The following is a 14,631-nucleotide window of genomic DNA, read 5'->3' on the forward strand; positions in this document are numbered from 1 at the left end:
TAGGGGCTAGGCGGTGGGGGCGTAGATCCGGTGGGCGGTCTCCTGGTCGAGGTAGCCGTGTTCGATGTCGGCGGCGACCGCGCCGGGGTCGCGTTCGCCGGCCGGCCCGTACCCACCGCCGCCCGGGGTGCGCAGGCACACGATGTCGCCGGCGCGCAGCGAGACGTTCTCGCCCTTGCTGATCATCGGCAGCGTGACCTGCTCGCCGTCGATGCGGAACCACGGCGACGACGTCTGCCCGGGAGTGCCGCCGGCGCGGCCGACCGGAGCGGTCTTGGCCTGGTCGCCGAGCAGGCTGGCCTGACCCTCGGCGGCGGTGAACTCGAACTCGAAGTGGACACCGAACCCGCCGCGATGCCTGCCGTGGCCGGCCGAGCCGTCGCGCAGGCCGTACCGGCGGAAGCGGAGCGGGTAGCGCTGCTCGAGGGTCTCGATCGACTGCACGCGGCCGATGCTCATCAGCGAGCAGCCGTTGGACAGCCCGTCGCCGCTCGCGTGGCCGCCGTAGCCGCCGCCGAGGAACACGTACAGCACGAACGGGGTGCCGTCCTCATGTACGCCGCCGATGGAGAGATTGTTGACGGTGGCCGACGATCCCGCCGGGACGCGACCGGGGGCGGCTTCGGCGAGCGCGCCCATGACCGCGGTGATGATGCGCTGGCTGGTCTCGGCCGCACACCCGGCGACCGGCCGCGGGGGTTTGGCGTTGAGGAAGACGGTCTCCGGGATGACGAACGTGATGGGTTCGAAGATGCCGGAGTTGATCGGGATGTCCGGGAACAGGTGCTTGATCGCGACGATGCTGCTCGACACCGTCGCGGCGTAGACCGAGTTCATCGGCCCCTGGCAGGGCGCGGAGGACCCGCTGAAGTCGATGGTCAGCTCGTCCCCGGCGACGGTGATCCGCGCGTCGACGCGGAGCACCTCGTCGGTGATTCCGTCGTTGTCCATCTCCTCGACGAAGCGATAGGTCCCGTCGGGGATCTCGGCGATGTGCGAGCGCATCTGCCGTGCGGACCGCTCGCGCAGCGCGTCGATCACCGAGCTGACCAGTTCGGGCCCGTACTCGTCGAGCAGTTCGGTCAGGCGGGCCTCGCCGGCGCGCAACGCGGTCGCCTGCGCGTCGATGTCGCCCAGCACGTCTTCGGGCAGGCGGGAGTTGGTCTGCAGGATCGCGACGATGTCGGCGTTGAGCTCGTCGCCGCTGAACAGCTTCACCGGTGGGAGGCGCAAGCCCTCCTGGTAACAGTCGGTGGCCGCCGCCCCGAACCCGCCCGGCACGCGCCCGCCGAGGTCCGGCCAGTGCCCGGTGTTGGCAAGGTAGGCGAACAGTTCCCCGCGGTAGAAGAACGGCCGCACCATCTTGGTGTCCATGATGTGGGTGCCGCCCGCGAACGGGTCGTTGACGATGAACGTGTCGCCCGGCGCGAGTTCACCGGCGCCGGCGATCACGCTCGCGACCGTGTACTGCATGGTGCCCACGAAGATCGGCAACCCGCGGTTGCCCTGGACGATCATGCTGCCGTCGGTCGCCGAATAGATGCCGTCGGCACGGTCCCAGGCGTCGGAGATGACCGGGGAGAACGCCATGCGTTCGAAGACGGTGTCCATCTCGTCCGCGATCTGTTCGAGCCTGCCGCGGATGACGGCGATGGACAGCGGGTCGAGTTCGGTCACGATGCCACCTTCACGATGAGGCTTCCGTTCTCGTGAACGGTCGCGGATGTTGCCGGGGGAAGCACGATCGTGGTGTCGCTCTGTTCCACGATCGCCGGGCCGTGCAGGGTCTGGCCCGGGACGAAGGATTCGCGGCGCAGCACGGGAACCGGGTGGCTGCCGTCGGCGAAGACGACGGTCCGCTCCGTGGGTTCCGGGTGCTCCGAGGAGGTGGCCATCACCTGGTTCACGGGTTTGCGCCGGCCGGTCACCACGGTGCGCAGGCTGATCACGCGGATCGCGCCGGAGGGGTTGCGGCCCTGGTAGATCGCGAGGTACTCGCGGCGGAACTCCTCGGTGAGCCGCTCCGGGGTCCACCCGTCCCGCTCGCTGCCCAGCCGAACGCGGATCGAGTAGAGCTGCTTGCTGAAGCTCATTTCGGCGATGTGCTCGACGGTGATGTCGGCGTCGGTGAACCCGTCGGCCTCCAGTGTCTTGCGGCCCAGCTCGGCCTGGTCGGCCAGGGTGCGCTCGATCCCGCCCGCGGTGCAGTCGTCCACTTCGGACCCGACCGCGGTGACGTAGTCGTACTTCACGTCGGCGATCAAGCAGCCGTACGCGGACAGCGCCCCAGGGTGCGGCGGGACCAGGACGGTGGTGGCGCCGACGGCCTTCGCCAGCTCGGCGACGTGCATCGGTCCGGCACCGCCGAAGCCGACCAGGGCGAACTCGCGCGGGTCGTGTCCCTTGTCGACACTGACCATGCGGATCGCGTTGGCCATCTTCTCGTTGGCGAACCGGATGATCGCCAGCGCCGCCGCCGTCACGTCCAGCCCGAGTGGTTCGGCGACGTGCACGCGGATCGCTGCCACGGCCGCGTCCCGGTCGAGCGTGAAACCGTCCTGGGTGCCCAGCCGCTGCTCCGGCGCGATCCGGCCGAGCACGATGTTGGCGTCGGTGACCGTCGGGCGGGTGCCGCCCCGGCCGTAACATGCGGGGCCCGGGTCGGAACCGGCGCTTTCCGGGCCGACCTGGAGGATCCCGGCGCGATCGACCGAGGCGATCGAGCCGCCGCCCGCACCGATCGTGGTGATGTCGATCATCGGGACCTTGATCGGAACGCCGTAGTCGATGGCGCTTTCCGCGGTCACCGCCGGACGGCCACCCGGGATCAGCGCGACGTCGAAACTCGTGCCGCCCATGTCGCAGGAGATCACGTCCGGGAGGCCGGCGGCCTCGCCGAACGCGGCTGCCGCGACCGTGCCCGCGGCCGGGCCGGACAGCAGGGTGCGGACCGCGAGCTCGCCGCCGCGGCGAGCCGGGATCAGACCGCCGTTGGACTGCATCACCTGCACGTCCCTGGCGAACCCCTCGGCCGCCAGGCGTTCCTGCACCGCGCCCAGGTAGCGCGACATGGGGGCGCGGACGAACGCGTTGACCACCGTGGTCGTCGCCCGCTCGAACTCACCCGGCTCGGGGCACACCTCGTAGGACGCGGTCACTTCGACGTCCGGCAGCAACCGGCGCAGCTCATGCGCGAGCGACCGCTCGTGGTCGGCGTTGGTGTAGCTGTTGAGCAGGCAGACCGCCACACTTTCCACTCCGGATTCCCGCAGGTCTGCCGCGACCCGGTGAACCGATTCGGGAGACAGCGGCTCGATGATCCGCCCCTGCGCGTCGACCCGTTCGTCCACTTCGAACGACCGGCTCCGCGGCACCAACGGCCGGTAGGTCCCCGTCAGCCCGTAAGTCGTGGGCCGGTCGCGCCTGCGCAGCTCCAGCACATCGCGGAAGCCCCGCGTGGTCACCAGCGCGGTGCGCGATCCCTTGCGCTCGAGCACCGCATTGGTCGCCACTGTCGTGCCGTGCACAACCGCGTCGAGTTCCGCGAGCGGCACGTCGAACTGCCGCAGTCCGGTGAGCAGGCCGTCCGCCTGGCGGCCGGGGGTGGAGAACACCTTGGCCAGGCGCAGTTCCCCCGTCACCGCGTGGTAGAGCAGCACGTCGGTGAACGTGCCACCGACATCGATTCCAGCAACGATTTCCATCGGTAGCGTCAACCTCGGTCTTTCCCAGCCGGTCAGCGCCGGCTGAAGAGCAGTTCGGCCATCTTCTGGGCCGCCTCCGTCAGCGGTTCGATCCACTGCTCGGCACGGAAACGGCTGGTGGGGCCGGCCACGCTGAGCGCGGCCACGTAGTGCCCGCTACCGTCCGCGACCCCGGTGGCGATGCCGGAGATCCCTTCCGCGTACTCCTCGTCGTTGAGGGCGTACCCCTGACGGCGGATCTCCGGGAACGTGGCTTTGAGTTGGGACTTGGTGCGGATGCTGTGCACGGTCACGTGCGGCAGCACCTCGCCCGGGTACAGGCTGTCGACCTGTTCCTCGGGCATGTGCGCGAGCAGGAACTTCCCCGACGCGCAGCTGATCAGCGGCATCCGCGTGCCGACACCGATCTCGGCGCGCAGCACGTGCTTGGTTTCGAACCGCTGGATCATGATCGCGTCGCGGTTGCGCAGCACGGCCAGCGAAACGGCTTCGCCGCACAGATCCGCGAGCGCGCGCATCGGCGCGATCAGGGCACCACCGAACCGCGCCGCGTCCGGCACGGCCGAGCCCACCTCGAACGCGGTCAGCCCGAGCCGGTACCGGCTGTCCGCGGTCCGCTCCACGAAGTCCTGCTCGAGCAGGGTGGCGAGCAACAGGTGGGCCTTGCTCTTGGCGATGTCCAGCGCCCGCGCGACCTCGGTGATGCCCATGCCGCCCGGGTTGTCGGCGAGCAGGCGCAGCACACGCAGAGCGGTGGCCACGGTGCTTGAGGTACGCGATGTGTTTGACATATACGAACGCCTTTCGTAAGATGCGAACACACGGTAAACAGCGCGCGAAGCCGGGTCAAGGCCTCGCGTGTTTCCTTCGTGTAAGCAAGGCGAACGTTGCGCTCGATCCCAGCTTCAGGTCGAGTGCGGATCGCAAGAGCTCCCGTGGAGTGCCAGCGAGGTACGAAGCGTTCTCACCGGCGATTTCCCATTGTCATGTGGCCGAACCGGATCCGCCGAGCTGCCAACTCATTTTCACCGGGACGATCTCCCGGTGTCGTGAGTCGTTAATTCGTTTGCGGTATGCGGCGAGGGTGTTTGAGGATCTGGTTAGCGGTTCTGGCCCAGACGAATGTTTTGGGTTGGGTGTTCCATTCGTTGATCCAGTGGTGAACGTCGCGTTCGAATTCGAGGATGCTGCGGCGGGCGGAGGGGCGCAGCTTGGAAGACGGGGTCGACCAGTGGGTGTCCGTGTCGTCCGGATCTTTGGTGCGGGCGAAATTCAGGCGTTTTGTTCGGCGGTGATGACTCGGTTGAGGGATTCGGGGTCGCGGCCGACGACGGTCGTGCCCTCGGACGCGGTGATGATCGGCCGCTGGATCAGTACCGGGTTCTCGCTCATCAGGCGCAGCCACTCGTCTCGGTGCTCTGCGTCTTTGGGCAGTTCGCCCAGATTGAGCTCCTTCGCCACGGCCTCGCCGGTTCGGGCGATGTCCCACGGTTCAAGCCCGAGGCGGCCGAGCACCGCGACGAGCTCCGCGACGGTAGGTGGCACGTCAAGATAGCGACGCACCGTGTAGTTCGCGTCCGCCGCATCGAGCTCGGTGATGGCCGTACGGCACTTGGAACACGCCGGGTTCAGCCAGATCTCCATCACGGGACCACCGTACCCGACACCCGAGTGCCATATGACGGAACGTTGGGTATGTCATTGCGGCGGATCTTCGAGTGGCGCTTTCCGGATAAAACTTTCCGGTTCGGGTTTGTAAGGATCTTCGTGGGTGGCCCGGCAATCGCCTGCCTGATTACCGAGTGGGCCGCCTGGCAAGTTCGAAGACTCCGGATGCTCGGGGTGCCCGCCAGCCCGGAACCGTCTCGGTGACTTGCTCGTGCACCGCTGGCGCACGGCTGCAGCCGAGGGAGCGACGTGTTCGTGGGGGAGGGACGACCTGCCGCCGTTGGGTGGCAGGCCGCAACCACGTTGGTGGCGTGAACGCCGGTCGTGACCTCAGCTGCAATGCTCATACGGGCTCGTGTAACTGGACGACCCCACCGAGCCGCCCCACTGCACGCAAGTCGACCCGGCCGCCCGAGACACCGGCCCCGCGTAATAGGCGAAGCTGCCCGAGTCGGTAACCACCGTCGAACCCTGCACCTGCAAGTGCGCGGAGACCGGCGAAGCGGTCCCGATCGACGTCGACTTGATCGTGGTGACGCAGTTGTACCCGTTGGCGGAGTTGAAGAGCAGGTACACCGTGCCACCGGTCAGCGCCTGCGAGTCGATCACCGAGTAGCCGGAGCCGCACACCTGAGTCGGTGTGTAGGGGTTGCCGCCGCATGAGTTGTGGCTGGTGAACGCGGTGTGCGCGTAGTAGGGCACGGCGACGCCGTCGAGGATCGCCTTGCGGACGGTGCCGTTGACCCGCTGCTCGTAGTGCAGGTGCGGGCCGGTGACCCCGCCGGTCGCACCTGCCTTGCCGATCTCCTTGCCCAGCGAGACGTTCTGGCCGACCGACACCTCCTGCACCGACAGGTGCGCGTAACGGGTGGTGTAACCGCCGCCGTGGTCGATCTCGATCCATCTGCCGTAGCTGACGTCGCCTTCGTTCTGCACCCGCGAGATCGTCCCGGCGGCGGAGGCGAGCACCGGCATCCCGGTGATGTCTGACTTCTGGAAGTCGACCGCGTACTGCGGGCTGTGGTCGCTGAACGTCGCCGCGGTGACCGTGGTGCCGCACGCGAAGGGCACCTGGAAGTTCGGTGCCGCAACAGCAGGAGTCGAACCTGCCAGTGTGATGCCGAAGGCGCCGAGCGTCCCGGCCACCGCTACGACCAACGTACGAACCCTGCCGACTCGCATCATGACCTCCGCTTTCGTCAGTGGGTGCTCTGGTATTCCTCCCAGGTCACCTTCGTGACCTGGGGACCGTCGTCAGGGCCGCGGTTGGCGAGACCGTTGAGGCCGAGGTAGTAGTCGCCGACTTGGTGCTGTGCCGGCGGCGACAGGTCCGTGTCCGACACCGCGACCGCGTGGATGTGGTAGCCCCAGTCGCCCTGGGACGGGGTGCGCCGCCACGCGGCGAAGCCGACCTGGCGGAGTGTGCGCACCACGGTCGTCTGCGTCGCCTCGGTCATGCCCGACACCGAGATGTCGACAACGCCGCCGCCGTCGTGCGTGCCTGCGGAAGCCGGGTCGCCGCCGGGGTTGTACGAGCCTTGTGTTAGCACGAACTGCCTGCTCAGCAATCCTTCTGCGGCTTGCAGCATGGCCTTGGTGCGCTCATTGACCGTGACGCCGTGGTAGGTCACGCGGGCGCCGGGGGTCAGCTCGTCGGTGACGGTGAACCGGCCTTCGCCGAGCGCGCGCAGCGACGTGCGGCCGGGCAGCCCGGACGCGTCCAGTCCGGTGTAGCCGAGCGAACGCTGCCATGCCGCGTACGCCTCGACGGTCTTCGTGCCGAAGTGACCATCCACATAGGATTCGTCGAGCAGCGATTTCGCTTGCAGCGCCTGCTCGACGAGTAACACGCTCGCCTTCGCCCCGTCGGTCGGCGTGGTGTCCGGCTTGCGTGGGTCGAGTTGAGCGGCCTTCACCACGGCCGCCATGTTTGCCGTCGCCGCCGCGTTCGCGGGCGCCGGGACCCAGGCGGCCGTCGCGGCCACGGCTGCCAGTACGAGGCCGGCGCAACGGAACCCCATGTGAACTCCTCACGACCTATGTACATATGTCGTGGATAGCTTGCAGGAAGTCTGGTGCAGACAGCAGGCCGTTGGCAAGACTCCGATCAGGCGGCTCGTGTAACTGGCGTCGACGACGCGCTGTACGCGGCGTGCACGTCGTCCGGCATCGGCCGTGGCGGGCGTACTCGTTCCTGCCGACGTCGCTGAGCCGCACCAGATCAGCTTTGAACCTTGCTGTTTTGGTCGGCCGGCACTGGATTGTCGATCGTCGCGTTTGGACTGTGTGGTTGTCGGTTGGGTGGTCGTCGGGTTCGGGCCTACGGTGGGCGCCATGCCCCAGTTCGTGATCGAGTCCGGCTTCGCAGATCGGTTGACGCGCCGGTTCGGCCCGCAGATCGTCGACTGGGTACAGGCCGCGCCCGCTCTTGCCGAACGGCTGGCCCTGGAGTGGCGGCTGACCTTGAACACGATGTTCCGCGACGGATCGACGTCGCTGACCGTCGGGTGCGTCACCGAGTCTGGGGCTGACGCGGTGCTCAAGCTTTCTCCGCAGCTGGACGTGATCGCCGAGCAGGAGCGGGTGTTGCGCGCGTTCCGGCTGGGCGGTCGGGTGCCCAGGGTGTTCGGGTCCGCACCCGAGCACGGCGCGATGCTGTTGGAACGGCTGCCCGGCGGGCCCGCGACCACGCCGACGGCTGTCCAACTGGCCGAGGTGTTGTCTGGCCTGCACGGTGCCGTGGCTTCCCCGCGCGAGGTGGTGGACAACGAGTTGCGGGACGGGGTTGAGCACTTCCTGGCCCGCACCGAAACCAAGCTCGGGCTCGACGGTATCGCCGGCGTGGTGCTGCTCGAGGACATCGCCAGAGCGCGCCGGCTAAGGGACCGGCTGGTAGCGAGCCAGTCCGAGACGGTCCTGCTGCACGGCGACCTGCACTACGGCAATTTGCTCGACTGCGGGCCGGATCGGGGCCTGGTCGCTATCGACCCGAAGAGCTGCATCGGTGAGCCGTGCTTCGACGCCATTGACTGGGTGCTGGACGGCGCCCAGCCGGTGTCGCGCAAAATCGACGACCTGGTCGCCCTCACCGGGTTCGACGGCGAACGACTGGCCGACTGGTGCCGGGTAGCCGCTCCAGTGCTGGCCGTCGCCGCCATTACCACGGGCCGCGACCCCGGCCCCCTTTTGCGATTCGGCCGGTCATGACCCGACCAGACCACGCTCGCGCCAAAGTCGTCAGCTGTGGGCACGCGCCCTGCGGAGCTATACCGCTGGCGTAGTTGCCGGTAGGACGTCACTGCCCGGGGCGGGTGAGTCCCTCAGCGGCGGCGCCGCGGCTGAGGACGATCTGGTCGGTCCGAGCGAGCGCCTGCCGGGCGCGCGCCGGATCGGCCTCGTGGTCGGTGGTGAGGTCGCGCAGCCGGATCGGTGGGCCGAGGTCGATCAACGTCGGCAGGTACTCGGCGCGGTCCACCGTCCAGCTCGAACCGGTTCGGGTGAAGTGGAAACGCGCGATGACCCCTTCTTCGGTGGTGCCACGGGGTTCCGAGTGCCGCGCGATCAGGTTGCCCAGCCCGTAGGCCACCCACTTCCCGTTGATTTTCTCGAAGGGCTGCACCACGTGCGCGTGATGGCCGATGATCAGGTCGATCGCCGGGTCCGAAAGGAGCTCCTTTGCGATGCGCTGCTGCTCGCTGGTGGCGTCTTGCTTGTATTCGGTGCCCCAGTGCAGGCTCGCGACGACGATCTGGGCGCCGGCGGCGCGTGCCTTCCGCGCTGCCGCGAGCACCGCATCCGTGTCGAGTGTGTTCGCCAGCCATGGTTGCCCGGCGGGCACTTTCCGGCCGTTGAAGCCGAACGTGTAAGCCACATGCCCGACCTTGATGCCCCCTACGTCGAGCAGGAGCGGCGTGTTCGCCTCTTGGGCGGAGCGGGCTGAACCGGTGTGCGGGATGCCGACTGCGTCCAGCGTGTCGAGCGTGCGGGTGATGCCGTCCGCGCCCATGTCGAGTGTGTGGTTGGAGGCGGTGGAGCAGTCGTCGTAACCGGTGTCGGCGATCGCGGTCGCGATCTCCGGTGGGGCACTGAAGTCCGGGTAGCCCTTGAACGGGCCGGCGGCCGGGGCCAGCGGCGTTTCGAGGTGACAGATGGCCAGGTCGGCCGAGCTGATCGCCGGGCGTACTCCGGCGAGGATCTGGTCGTAGTCCCGTTTGCCGCCGCCGTCGGCGGTCGCCTGGTCGGTCAGCTCCGGATGGATCAGCAGGTCTCCCGTGGCCACCAGGGTGAAGCCGGAGTCGTCCGGCGCGGCGCCGGTCGGGGAACTGGTGGCGGCCGAGGACTGGGGCGCCTTCGGTGAGCAACCGGCGACCAGCACCAGTGCCCCGACAATTGCGATCACGTGGCGGGCAAACATGGCCGCCATCCTGCCAGCCCCGCCTCACCCCCTCGCGCGTGCGCGTGTCCCCGCTCCAGTCACGTGAGTTCCCGCCCCAGTCACGCGAGTTCCCGCCCCAGTCACGCGAGTTCCCGCCCCAGTCACGTGAGTTCCCGCTCCAGTCACGCGAGTTCCCGCTCCAGTCACGCGAGTTCCCGCTCCAGTCACGCGAGTTCCCGCCCCGGCCACGGGCGGGTGGTCGGCACCCACCGAGTCTTGTGTCCGAGGTAAGTGCAGAATTACCTGTTCAATGTTCCTCGACGTAGCACTGGTGCGGTCATTAGCGGAAAGCGTGGGGAATCCCGAACACGGCCCGATTGCCCGGGTACTCGGTTTGGGTCCAGGCGCGGTCGGTCTCTGGGTCGTAGCTGAGATCCTCAGGACCGGCCGCCCCAAGCGACGTGCTTTTGGCGGCCTTGCCCACCGATTCCCGCACGATATGTCCAGGCTGCTTCTGACCAGCGCTGGTGGTCATCACGGACTTGTCACCTTGAGTGAGCACGCCCTGCATGGCGGGGTGGGAGACGCGACGCGTATCGGTCGACTTCGCTACCCCACCAACACTGTGTAGGGTGCCATCGTCGTTGAGACGCCAGCGCACGACGCGTTCGTTGGCGGGTTTGCCCGCTTGTTTCTTCTGGTACTCGCCGGCGACCAGCGAGTTCGTGCTGTGGTCGATGCTGATGCTGGAGAACCGCATGTCTTTCTTCACCGGCGTGTAGGACCCGACCTGTGGCAGCGCGTACTTGTACCCGGCTGCATGTGCCTTGCCGTTGCTGTCCAGACCGACCTTCTTTGTCGCGCCAGGCGCGGTGCGCCACAGGTTGTTCAGGTTGAACACCCGGACACCCTTTTTGGTATCGGCGACATAAAGCTTGTCGCCGGCCACCGTCAGCCCACCCGCGTGGCTCTTCACCGGTTTGAAGTTTTTGCCGTTCTTGGTGGGCTCCACCAAGAGCACATGCCGGTAAACGGGTTTTTTGGGGTTGTCGTAGTTGACCAGCGTGACCCGAGTGCCCGCCTTGCTTTTGCCCGACTTGTCGTACCAGCTGACCGCGATGAACTTGTGATTGGTGCCCGTCGCGCCCGGCTTGGTGTCCCAGTCACCGGTCACTCCCTGTGGGTACCACTTCTTGCTCTTCCCGTCCTTCTTGTCCCACTTGAAGCCGACCGCGCCCTTGACGGGCGTGTTCTTGGTCGCCTTGGCCTTGTGGTTCGTGTCTTTAAGGACGTCGTCCAACGTGGCGTGCGGGATCTTCCGGTTGAGCGCGGCGAGCTGTTTCGCGTTCTTCGTGGAGTGATCCGAGAGCGAGACCGATTCCGACTTCTTCGACGATGTCTTGGTCTTCGTCGGTGTCTTGGACTCGGCCTTCGTCTTGGCCGGCGTCTTCGTCGGTGCAACCGACGGCGTCTTCGACCCTGACGTCGGCTTGGGTGTCGATGTCGGCGTTGGCTTCGGTGATGGTGTCTTGGTCGGTGTCGGTGTCTTCGTTGGTGTGATCGACGGCGTCTTCGACCCTGATGTTGGCTTGGGTGTCGATGTCGGCGTTGGCTTCGGTGATGGTGTCTTGGTCGGTGTCGGTGTCTTCGTTGGTGTGATCGACGGCGTCTTCGACCCTGACGTCGGCTTGGGTGTCGACGTCGCCTTCGGCTTCGGTGACGGCGATGGCGATGGCGACGGCTTGGACGTAGACGACGAGCCGCCGTCAGCCGAAGCGTTGCTAACCGCCGACGCTGATGCGGTACCGAGTACCGAACACAAGACCCACAACACCAGCCCGCACGCCGCTCCCGCGGCGAACACCCACAGCATCCGACGCAACAACCGGGCAACGGTCATCAGACCGCCACCGCCAGGGTGAAGCAGCCGCATGCGAATCGGGATACACGCCATCGGAAACTACGCTCCAAAAGGTCATCAGCAGCCGGCCATCGACCGCATCAACAGAAGGGAAAACGAACCGAATCCGGCCCTCGACACACCGAGAACCACCGGGCTCTGCCACGGCCAACTCACACAGCAGAAACCACACCGCACGACGCGCGAAAACCAGCACATCAACAGCGGACGCTCAACCGATCACACCCACGGCACGCGAGTCTTCAGCGTGCCAGGAGATGACCTCGGGCAAGATCCTAATCCGCAGGGGGATCATGCGTCAACTCAGGCCACAGCCGATCCTGGTCGTGACCGAGACCCCCATTGCTTAGTGGGCGTGGCGTTGCGCGCCACCGGCACCCACCGGCACTGCCCGGTTTTCCGATGGCCGGCGTCGCAGACGTAGCCGGGGGGATCAACCTGAACGTCGGCACCGGACTGCGCGCGATGTCCGAACGACTCCACGCAGTCGGGGGCGGGTCGAGACGCGGCGCGACGGCGACTGGTTCCTGCTCGACGCCATCGTCCCGCTCACGGAAGGAGATCGCGGATGATCCGCATCCTCGTCGCCGACGACGAGCACCTCGTCCGCGATGCGATCACCGGTCTGCTCGACCTGAAGGTCGTTTTCGAGGTCATCGGCCAGGCCGACTCCGGCGACGAGGCGCTCGCCGCGGCGCCGCGCCTACGACCCGACGTGGCGCCGCTCAGACGTGGCGCTGCTCAACCTGCAGATGCCGGATCCCGGCGGCATCGAGGTCGCGCGACGATTCGCGGTTAAGTCGACGCGGGGGATGGCCAGCTACATCGCCCGCACCGAGGGTGTGTCCGTGTCGCATCACTATGTGGCGAAGCTGTGGCGGGACAAAGTGATTCAGCCACACCGGCAGGCTACCTTCAATATCAGTAACGATCCGGAATTCGCGGACAAGGTCGCCGACATCGTCGGACTGTATCTGGAGCCGCCCGGTGGCGCTGGACGTCGGCGCCGGTGAGGTGTTCGGCGAATGTCACCCGGTCCGCAACGGCGCGAACTTTCTGGTGTTCTTGACGAAAGCGGTGAAATTCCACGCGGGCAAGTAGATTTTCGTAGTGCTGGACAACCTGTTCATTCACGCCACCCCCGACCCAGACGTGGCTGGATGCTCATCCGAGCGTGCAGTTTCACTTCATCCCGAAGAGAGCCTCGCGGGTCAACCGGATCGAGACCCGGTTCGGGATCATCACCCGTCAGTCGATTCGCCGGGGCGCCTTTTCCAGCGTGAAGGTGCTGATCAAGCAGATCCGGGACTACATCGCGCACTGGAACACCAACCCGAAGCGTCAGGGGCCGGCATTGCGAGTGCCGGCCAGATGACTACCACAAGTGCAGAAGATCTGTCGCCACTCGACAGTGATCCACGCGAGCTCATACAACTTGACTCCGGCGGTGAGGTTAGCGCCTACGTTCTCGCCAACCCTCGGTAGCTTCACCGGTTAGCCCAGCGAGCCGGCATCGACCTGCCCATCATGGGGGTGAATCTGAGATCGGTCTTCGTCGTAGGTGGCGGCTGGACCACCAAGCTACAGCTGGCCACCAGGAAGGTACAGAACCCACTCGCGCCGGTGCCGGGGCAGGCCGGTGGGAGACCACCTGTCTTCGAGGCGGCGCCGCGACGTGCTTGATAGGCATTGCAACTGTTCCTCACGTCAGAGGTTGGCATCGAACCCGGGGCGGTGCAGTAGCGCGGGGTTGACGGGCGATCCTGCTGTGGATAAGGTCTCGCCCAAGGTCATTTCACGGTGCGCTGAAGACCCGCGTGCGGTGATTGTGATCGGTTGAGCGTCCGCTGATGGCGTGCTGGTTTTACGCGCGTCGTGCGGTGTGGTTCCTGCTGTGTGAGTTCGCCACAACAGAGCCTGGTGGTCCTCGATGTACCGGGGACCGGATTCTGCTCGATCTTCCTTCTGCTGATGCGGTCGATGGGCCATTCGGCCCGGCGCTGCTATGACCTCTTGGAGCGTAGTTTCCGATGGCGTGTACCCCGATCCGCGTGCGGCCAGGTGGCGGTCTGATGACCGTTGCCCGGTTGTTGCGTCGGATGCTGTGGGTGTTCGCCGCGGGAGCGGCGTGCGGGCTGGTGTTGTGGGTCTTGTGTTCGGTACTCGGTACCGCATCGGCGTCGGCGGTTAGCAACGCTTCGGCTGACGGCGGCTCGTCGTCTGCCTCCAAGCCATCGTCGTCGCCGTCGAAGACACCGTCGCCAAAGCCGACGCCGACATCGACACCGAAGCCGACGTCGTCGTCCAAGTCGACATCCTCACCGAAGTCGACGTCTACGCCTAAGCCGACGTCGTCGTCCAAGTCGACATCCTCCCCTAAATCGACGTCTACGCCGAAGTCGACATCCTCACCGAAGTCGACATCGTCGCCTAAGTCGACGTCTACGCCTAAGCCAACGTCTACGCCGAAGCCGACAGCCTCGCCTAAACCAACGTCGAAGGCGAAGACGCCGTCGGTTACGCCGACGAAGACGTTGACGGCGTCGGATTCGCCGTATGTGTTGTCGCCGCAGGTGGTGAAAGAGCGGGCGAAGCAGGCTGGTTACAAGTCGACTGCGGACTACACGAAGGCATACAACGACGCGGCCAAGAAGAAAGCGCCGGATGTGAAGGCATCGTCGTCGCCGAAGCCGACATCCTCGCCTAAGCCGACGTCTACGCCGAAGCCGACGTCTACGCCGAAGCCGACGTCTACGCCTAAGCCGACGTCTACGCCTAAGCCAACATCGACGCCTAAGCCAACATCGACGCCTAAGCCGACGTCGTCGCCGAAGCCAACGTCTACGCCTAAGCCGACGTCCTCGCCGAAGCCAACGTCAAAGGCGAAGCCGTCGTCGTCGCCGTCCGGGGTGAAGACGCCGTCGGTTACGCCGACGAAAGCTCCGGCTGCTTCGCCGCTCTTG

14 protein-coding genes are annotated in these 14,631 nt (G+C 66.5%); 5 read left to right on the top strand and 9 right to left on the bottom strand.

The annotated features are described in order from the left end of the window. Window positions 1–6: 6 nt before the first annotated feature. From A3CU_RS0125585 to A3CU_RS0125610, 6 genes are all read right to left on the bottom strand, one after another. Window positions 7–1,677 carry a hydantoinase B/oxoprolinase family protein gene (locus tag A3CU_RS0125585; RefSeq protein WP_027944710.1) on the bottom strand — a complete coding sequence of 557 codons (1,671 nt, stop codon included), beginning with the start codon at window positions 1,675–1,677 and terminating at the stop codon, window positions 7–9. Beyond that, on the bottom strand, window positions 1,674–3,704 hold the full coding sequence (locus tag A3CU_RS0125590) for a hydantoinase/oxoprolinase family protein (protein ID WP_027944711.1): 2,031 nt from the start codon (window positions 3,702–3,704) through the stop codon (window positions 1,674–1,676). Before A3CU_RS0125590 ends, A3CU_RS0125585 begins: the two co-directional genes overlap by 4 nt. 32 nt (window positions 3,705–3,736) lie before the next feature. Next, window positions 3,737–4,465 carry an IclR family transcriptional regulator gene (locus tag A3CU_RS0125595; protein WP_027944712.1) on the bottom strand — a complete coding sequence of 243 codons (729 nt, stop codon included), beginning with the start codon at window positions 4,463–4,465 and terminating at the stop codon, window positions 3,737–3,739. Window positions 4,466–4,976: 511 nt separating this feature from the next. Beyond that, window positions 4,977–5,348 carry an ArsC/Spx/MgsR family protein gene (locus A3CU_RS0125600; protein ID WP_027944713.1) on the bottom strand — a complete coding sequence of 124 codons (372 nt, stop codon included), beginning with the start codon at window positions 5,346–5,348 and terminating at the stop codon, window positions 4,977–4,979. Window positions 5,349–5,702: 354 nt separating this feature from the next. After that, on the bottom strand, window positions 5,703–6,557 hold the full coding sequence (locus A3CU_RS0125605) for a M23 family metallopeptidase (RefSeq protein WP_027944714.1): 855 nt from the start codon (window positions 6,555–6,557) through the stop codon (window positions 5,703–5,705). A 14-nt stretch (window positions 6,558–6,571) separates the two neighbouring features. Beyond that, entirely contained in the window at window positions 6,572–7,393 is an 822-nt protein-coding gene (locus tag A3CU_RS0125610) for a peptidoglycan-binding protein (RefSeq protein WP_027944715.1), read from the bottom strand. 313 nt (window positions 7,394–7,706) lie between these two features. Here A3CU_RS0125610 and A3CU_RS46580 point away from each other — a divergent pair, with 313 nt between their 5' ends. Then, window positions 7,707–8,579, top strand: a complete 873-nt coding sequence (locus A3CU_RS46580; RefSeq protein WP_052372156.1) for an aminoglycoside phosphotransferase family protein — start codon at window positions 7,707–7,709, stop codon at window positions 8,577–8,579. Between the two features lie 88 nt (window positions 8,580–8,667). On the opposite strand, the gene A3CU_RS0125620 is transcribed toward A3CU_RS46580, so the two are convergent. After that, window positions 8,668–9,786: a CapA family protein gene (locus A3CU_RS0125620; RefSeq protein ID WP_027944716.1), complete on the bottom strand. Its 1,119-nt coding sequence runs from the start codon at window positions 9,784–9,786 to the stop codon at window positions 8,668–8,670. Window positions 9,787–10,087: 301 nt separating this feature from the next. Next, window positions 10,088–11,047 carry a hypothetical protein gene (locus A3CU_RS0125625; RefSeq protein ID WP_027944717.1) on the bottom strand — a complete coding sequence of 320 codons (960 nt, stop codon included), beginning with the start codon at window positions 11,045–11,047 and terminating at the stop codon, window positions 10,088–10,090. 100 nt (window positions 11,048–11,147) lie between these two features. Here A3CU_RS0125625 and A3CU_RS53615 point away from each other — a divergent pair, with 100 nt between their 5' ends. From A3CU_RS53615 to A3CU_RS50040, 4 genes are all read left to right on the top strand, one after another. Then, window positions 11,148–11,669, top strand: coding sequence for a hypothetical protein (locus A3CU_RS53615; protein ID WP_063628887.1), 522 nt, complete (start codon window positions 11,148–11,150; stop codon window positions 11,667–11,669). 567 nt (window positions 11,670–12,236) lie between these two features. Then, window positions 12,237–12,467 carry a response regulator transcription factor gene (locus A3CU_RS0125640; RefSeq protein WP_027944718.1) on the top strand — a complete coding sequence of 77 codons (231 nt, stop codon included), beginning with the start codon at window positions 12,237–12,239 and terminating at the stop codon, window positions 12,465–12,467. After that, the gene (locus tag A3CU_RS54675) at window positions 12,400–12,681 is read left to right on the top strand and encodes a hypothetical protein (RefSeq protein ID WP_245617342.1); all 282 of its coding nucleotides are present in this window, start codon (window positions 12,400–12,402) and stop codon (window positions 12,679–12,681) included. The genes A3CU_RS0125640 and A3CU_RS54675 overlap by 68 nt, the downstream gene beginning before the upstream one ends. A gap of 161 nt (window positions 12,682–12,842) precedes the next feature. Then, window positions 12,843–13,043: a hypothetical protein gene (locus tag A3CU_RS50040; RefSeq protein WP_027944720.1), complete on the top strand. Its 201-nt coding sequence runs from the start codon at window positions 12,843–12,845 to the stop codon at window positions 13,041–13,043. A gap of 489 nt (window positions 13,044–13,532) precedes the next feature. Here A3CU_RS50040 and A3CU_RS52695 read toward each other — a convergent pair whose 3' ends face one another. Then, complete coding sequence (locus tag A3CU_RS52695) at window positions 13,533–14,030, bottom strand: hypothetical protein (RefSeq protein ID WP_156960541.1); 498 nt, start codon at window positions 14,028–14,030, stop codon at window positions 13,533–13,535. Window positions 14,031–14,631 lie beyond the last annotated feature (601 nt).

Source organism: Amycolatopsis taiwanensis DSM 45107, assembly GCF_000519205.1.
Classification (GTDB): Bacteria; Actinomycetota; Actinomycetes; order Mycobacteriales; family Pseudonocardiaceae; genus Amycolatopsis_E; species Amycolatopsis_E taiwanensis.

Bases quoted from the DNA above. Each gene is read 5' to 3' on its own strand.
- A3CU_RS0125590 (WP_027944711.1), bottom strand. From the start codon at position 3,704: ATGGAAATCGTTGCTGGAATCGATGTCGGTGGCACGTTCACCGACGTG.
- A3CU_RS0125620 (WP_027944716.1), bottom strand. From the start codon at position 9,786: ATGTTTGCCCGCCACGTGATCGCAATTGTCGGGGCACTGGTGCTGGTC.
- A3CU_RS46580 (WP_052372156.1), top strand. From the start codon at position 7,707: ATGCCCCAGTTCGTGATCGAGTCCGGCTTCGCAGATCGGTTGACGCGC.
- A3CU_RS0125610 (WP_027944715.1), bottom strand. From the start codon at position 7,393: ATGGGGTTCCGTTGCGCCGGCCTCGTACTGGCAGCCGTGGCCGCGACG.
- A3CU_RS0125640 (WP_027944718.1), top strand. From the start codon at position 12,237: ATGATCCGCATCCTCGTCGCCGACGACGAGCACCTCGTCCGCGATGCG.
- A3CU_RS0125605 (WP_027944714.1), bottom strand. From the start codon at position 6,557: ATGATGCGAGTCGGCAGGGTTCGTACGTTGGTCGTAGCGGTGGCCGGG.
- A3CU_RS0125600 (WP_027944713.1), bottom strand. From the start codon at position 5,348: ATGGAGATCTGGCTGAACCCGGCGTGTTCCAAGTGCCGTACGGCCATC.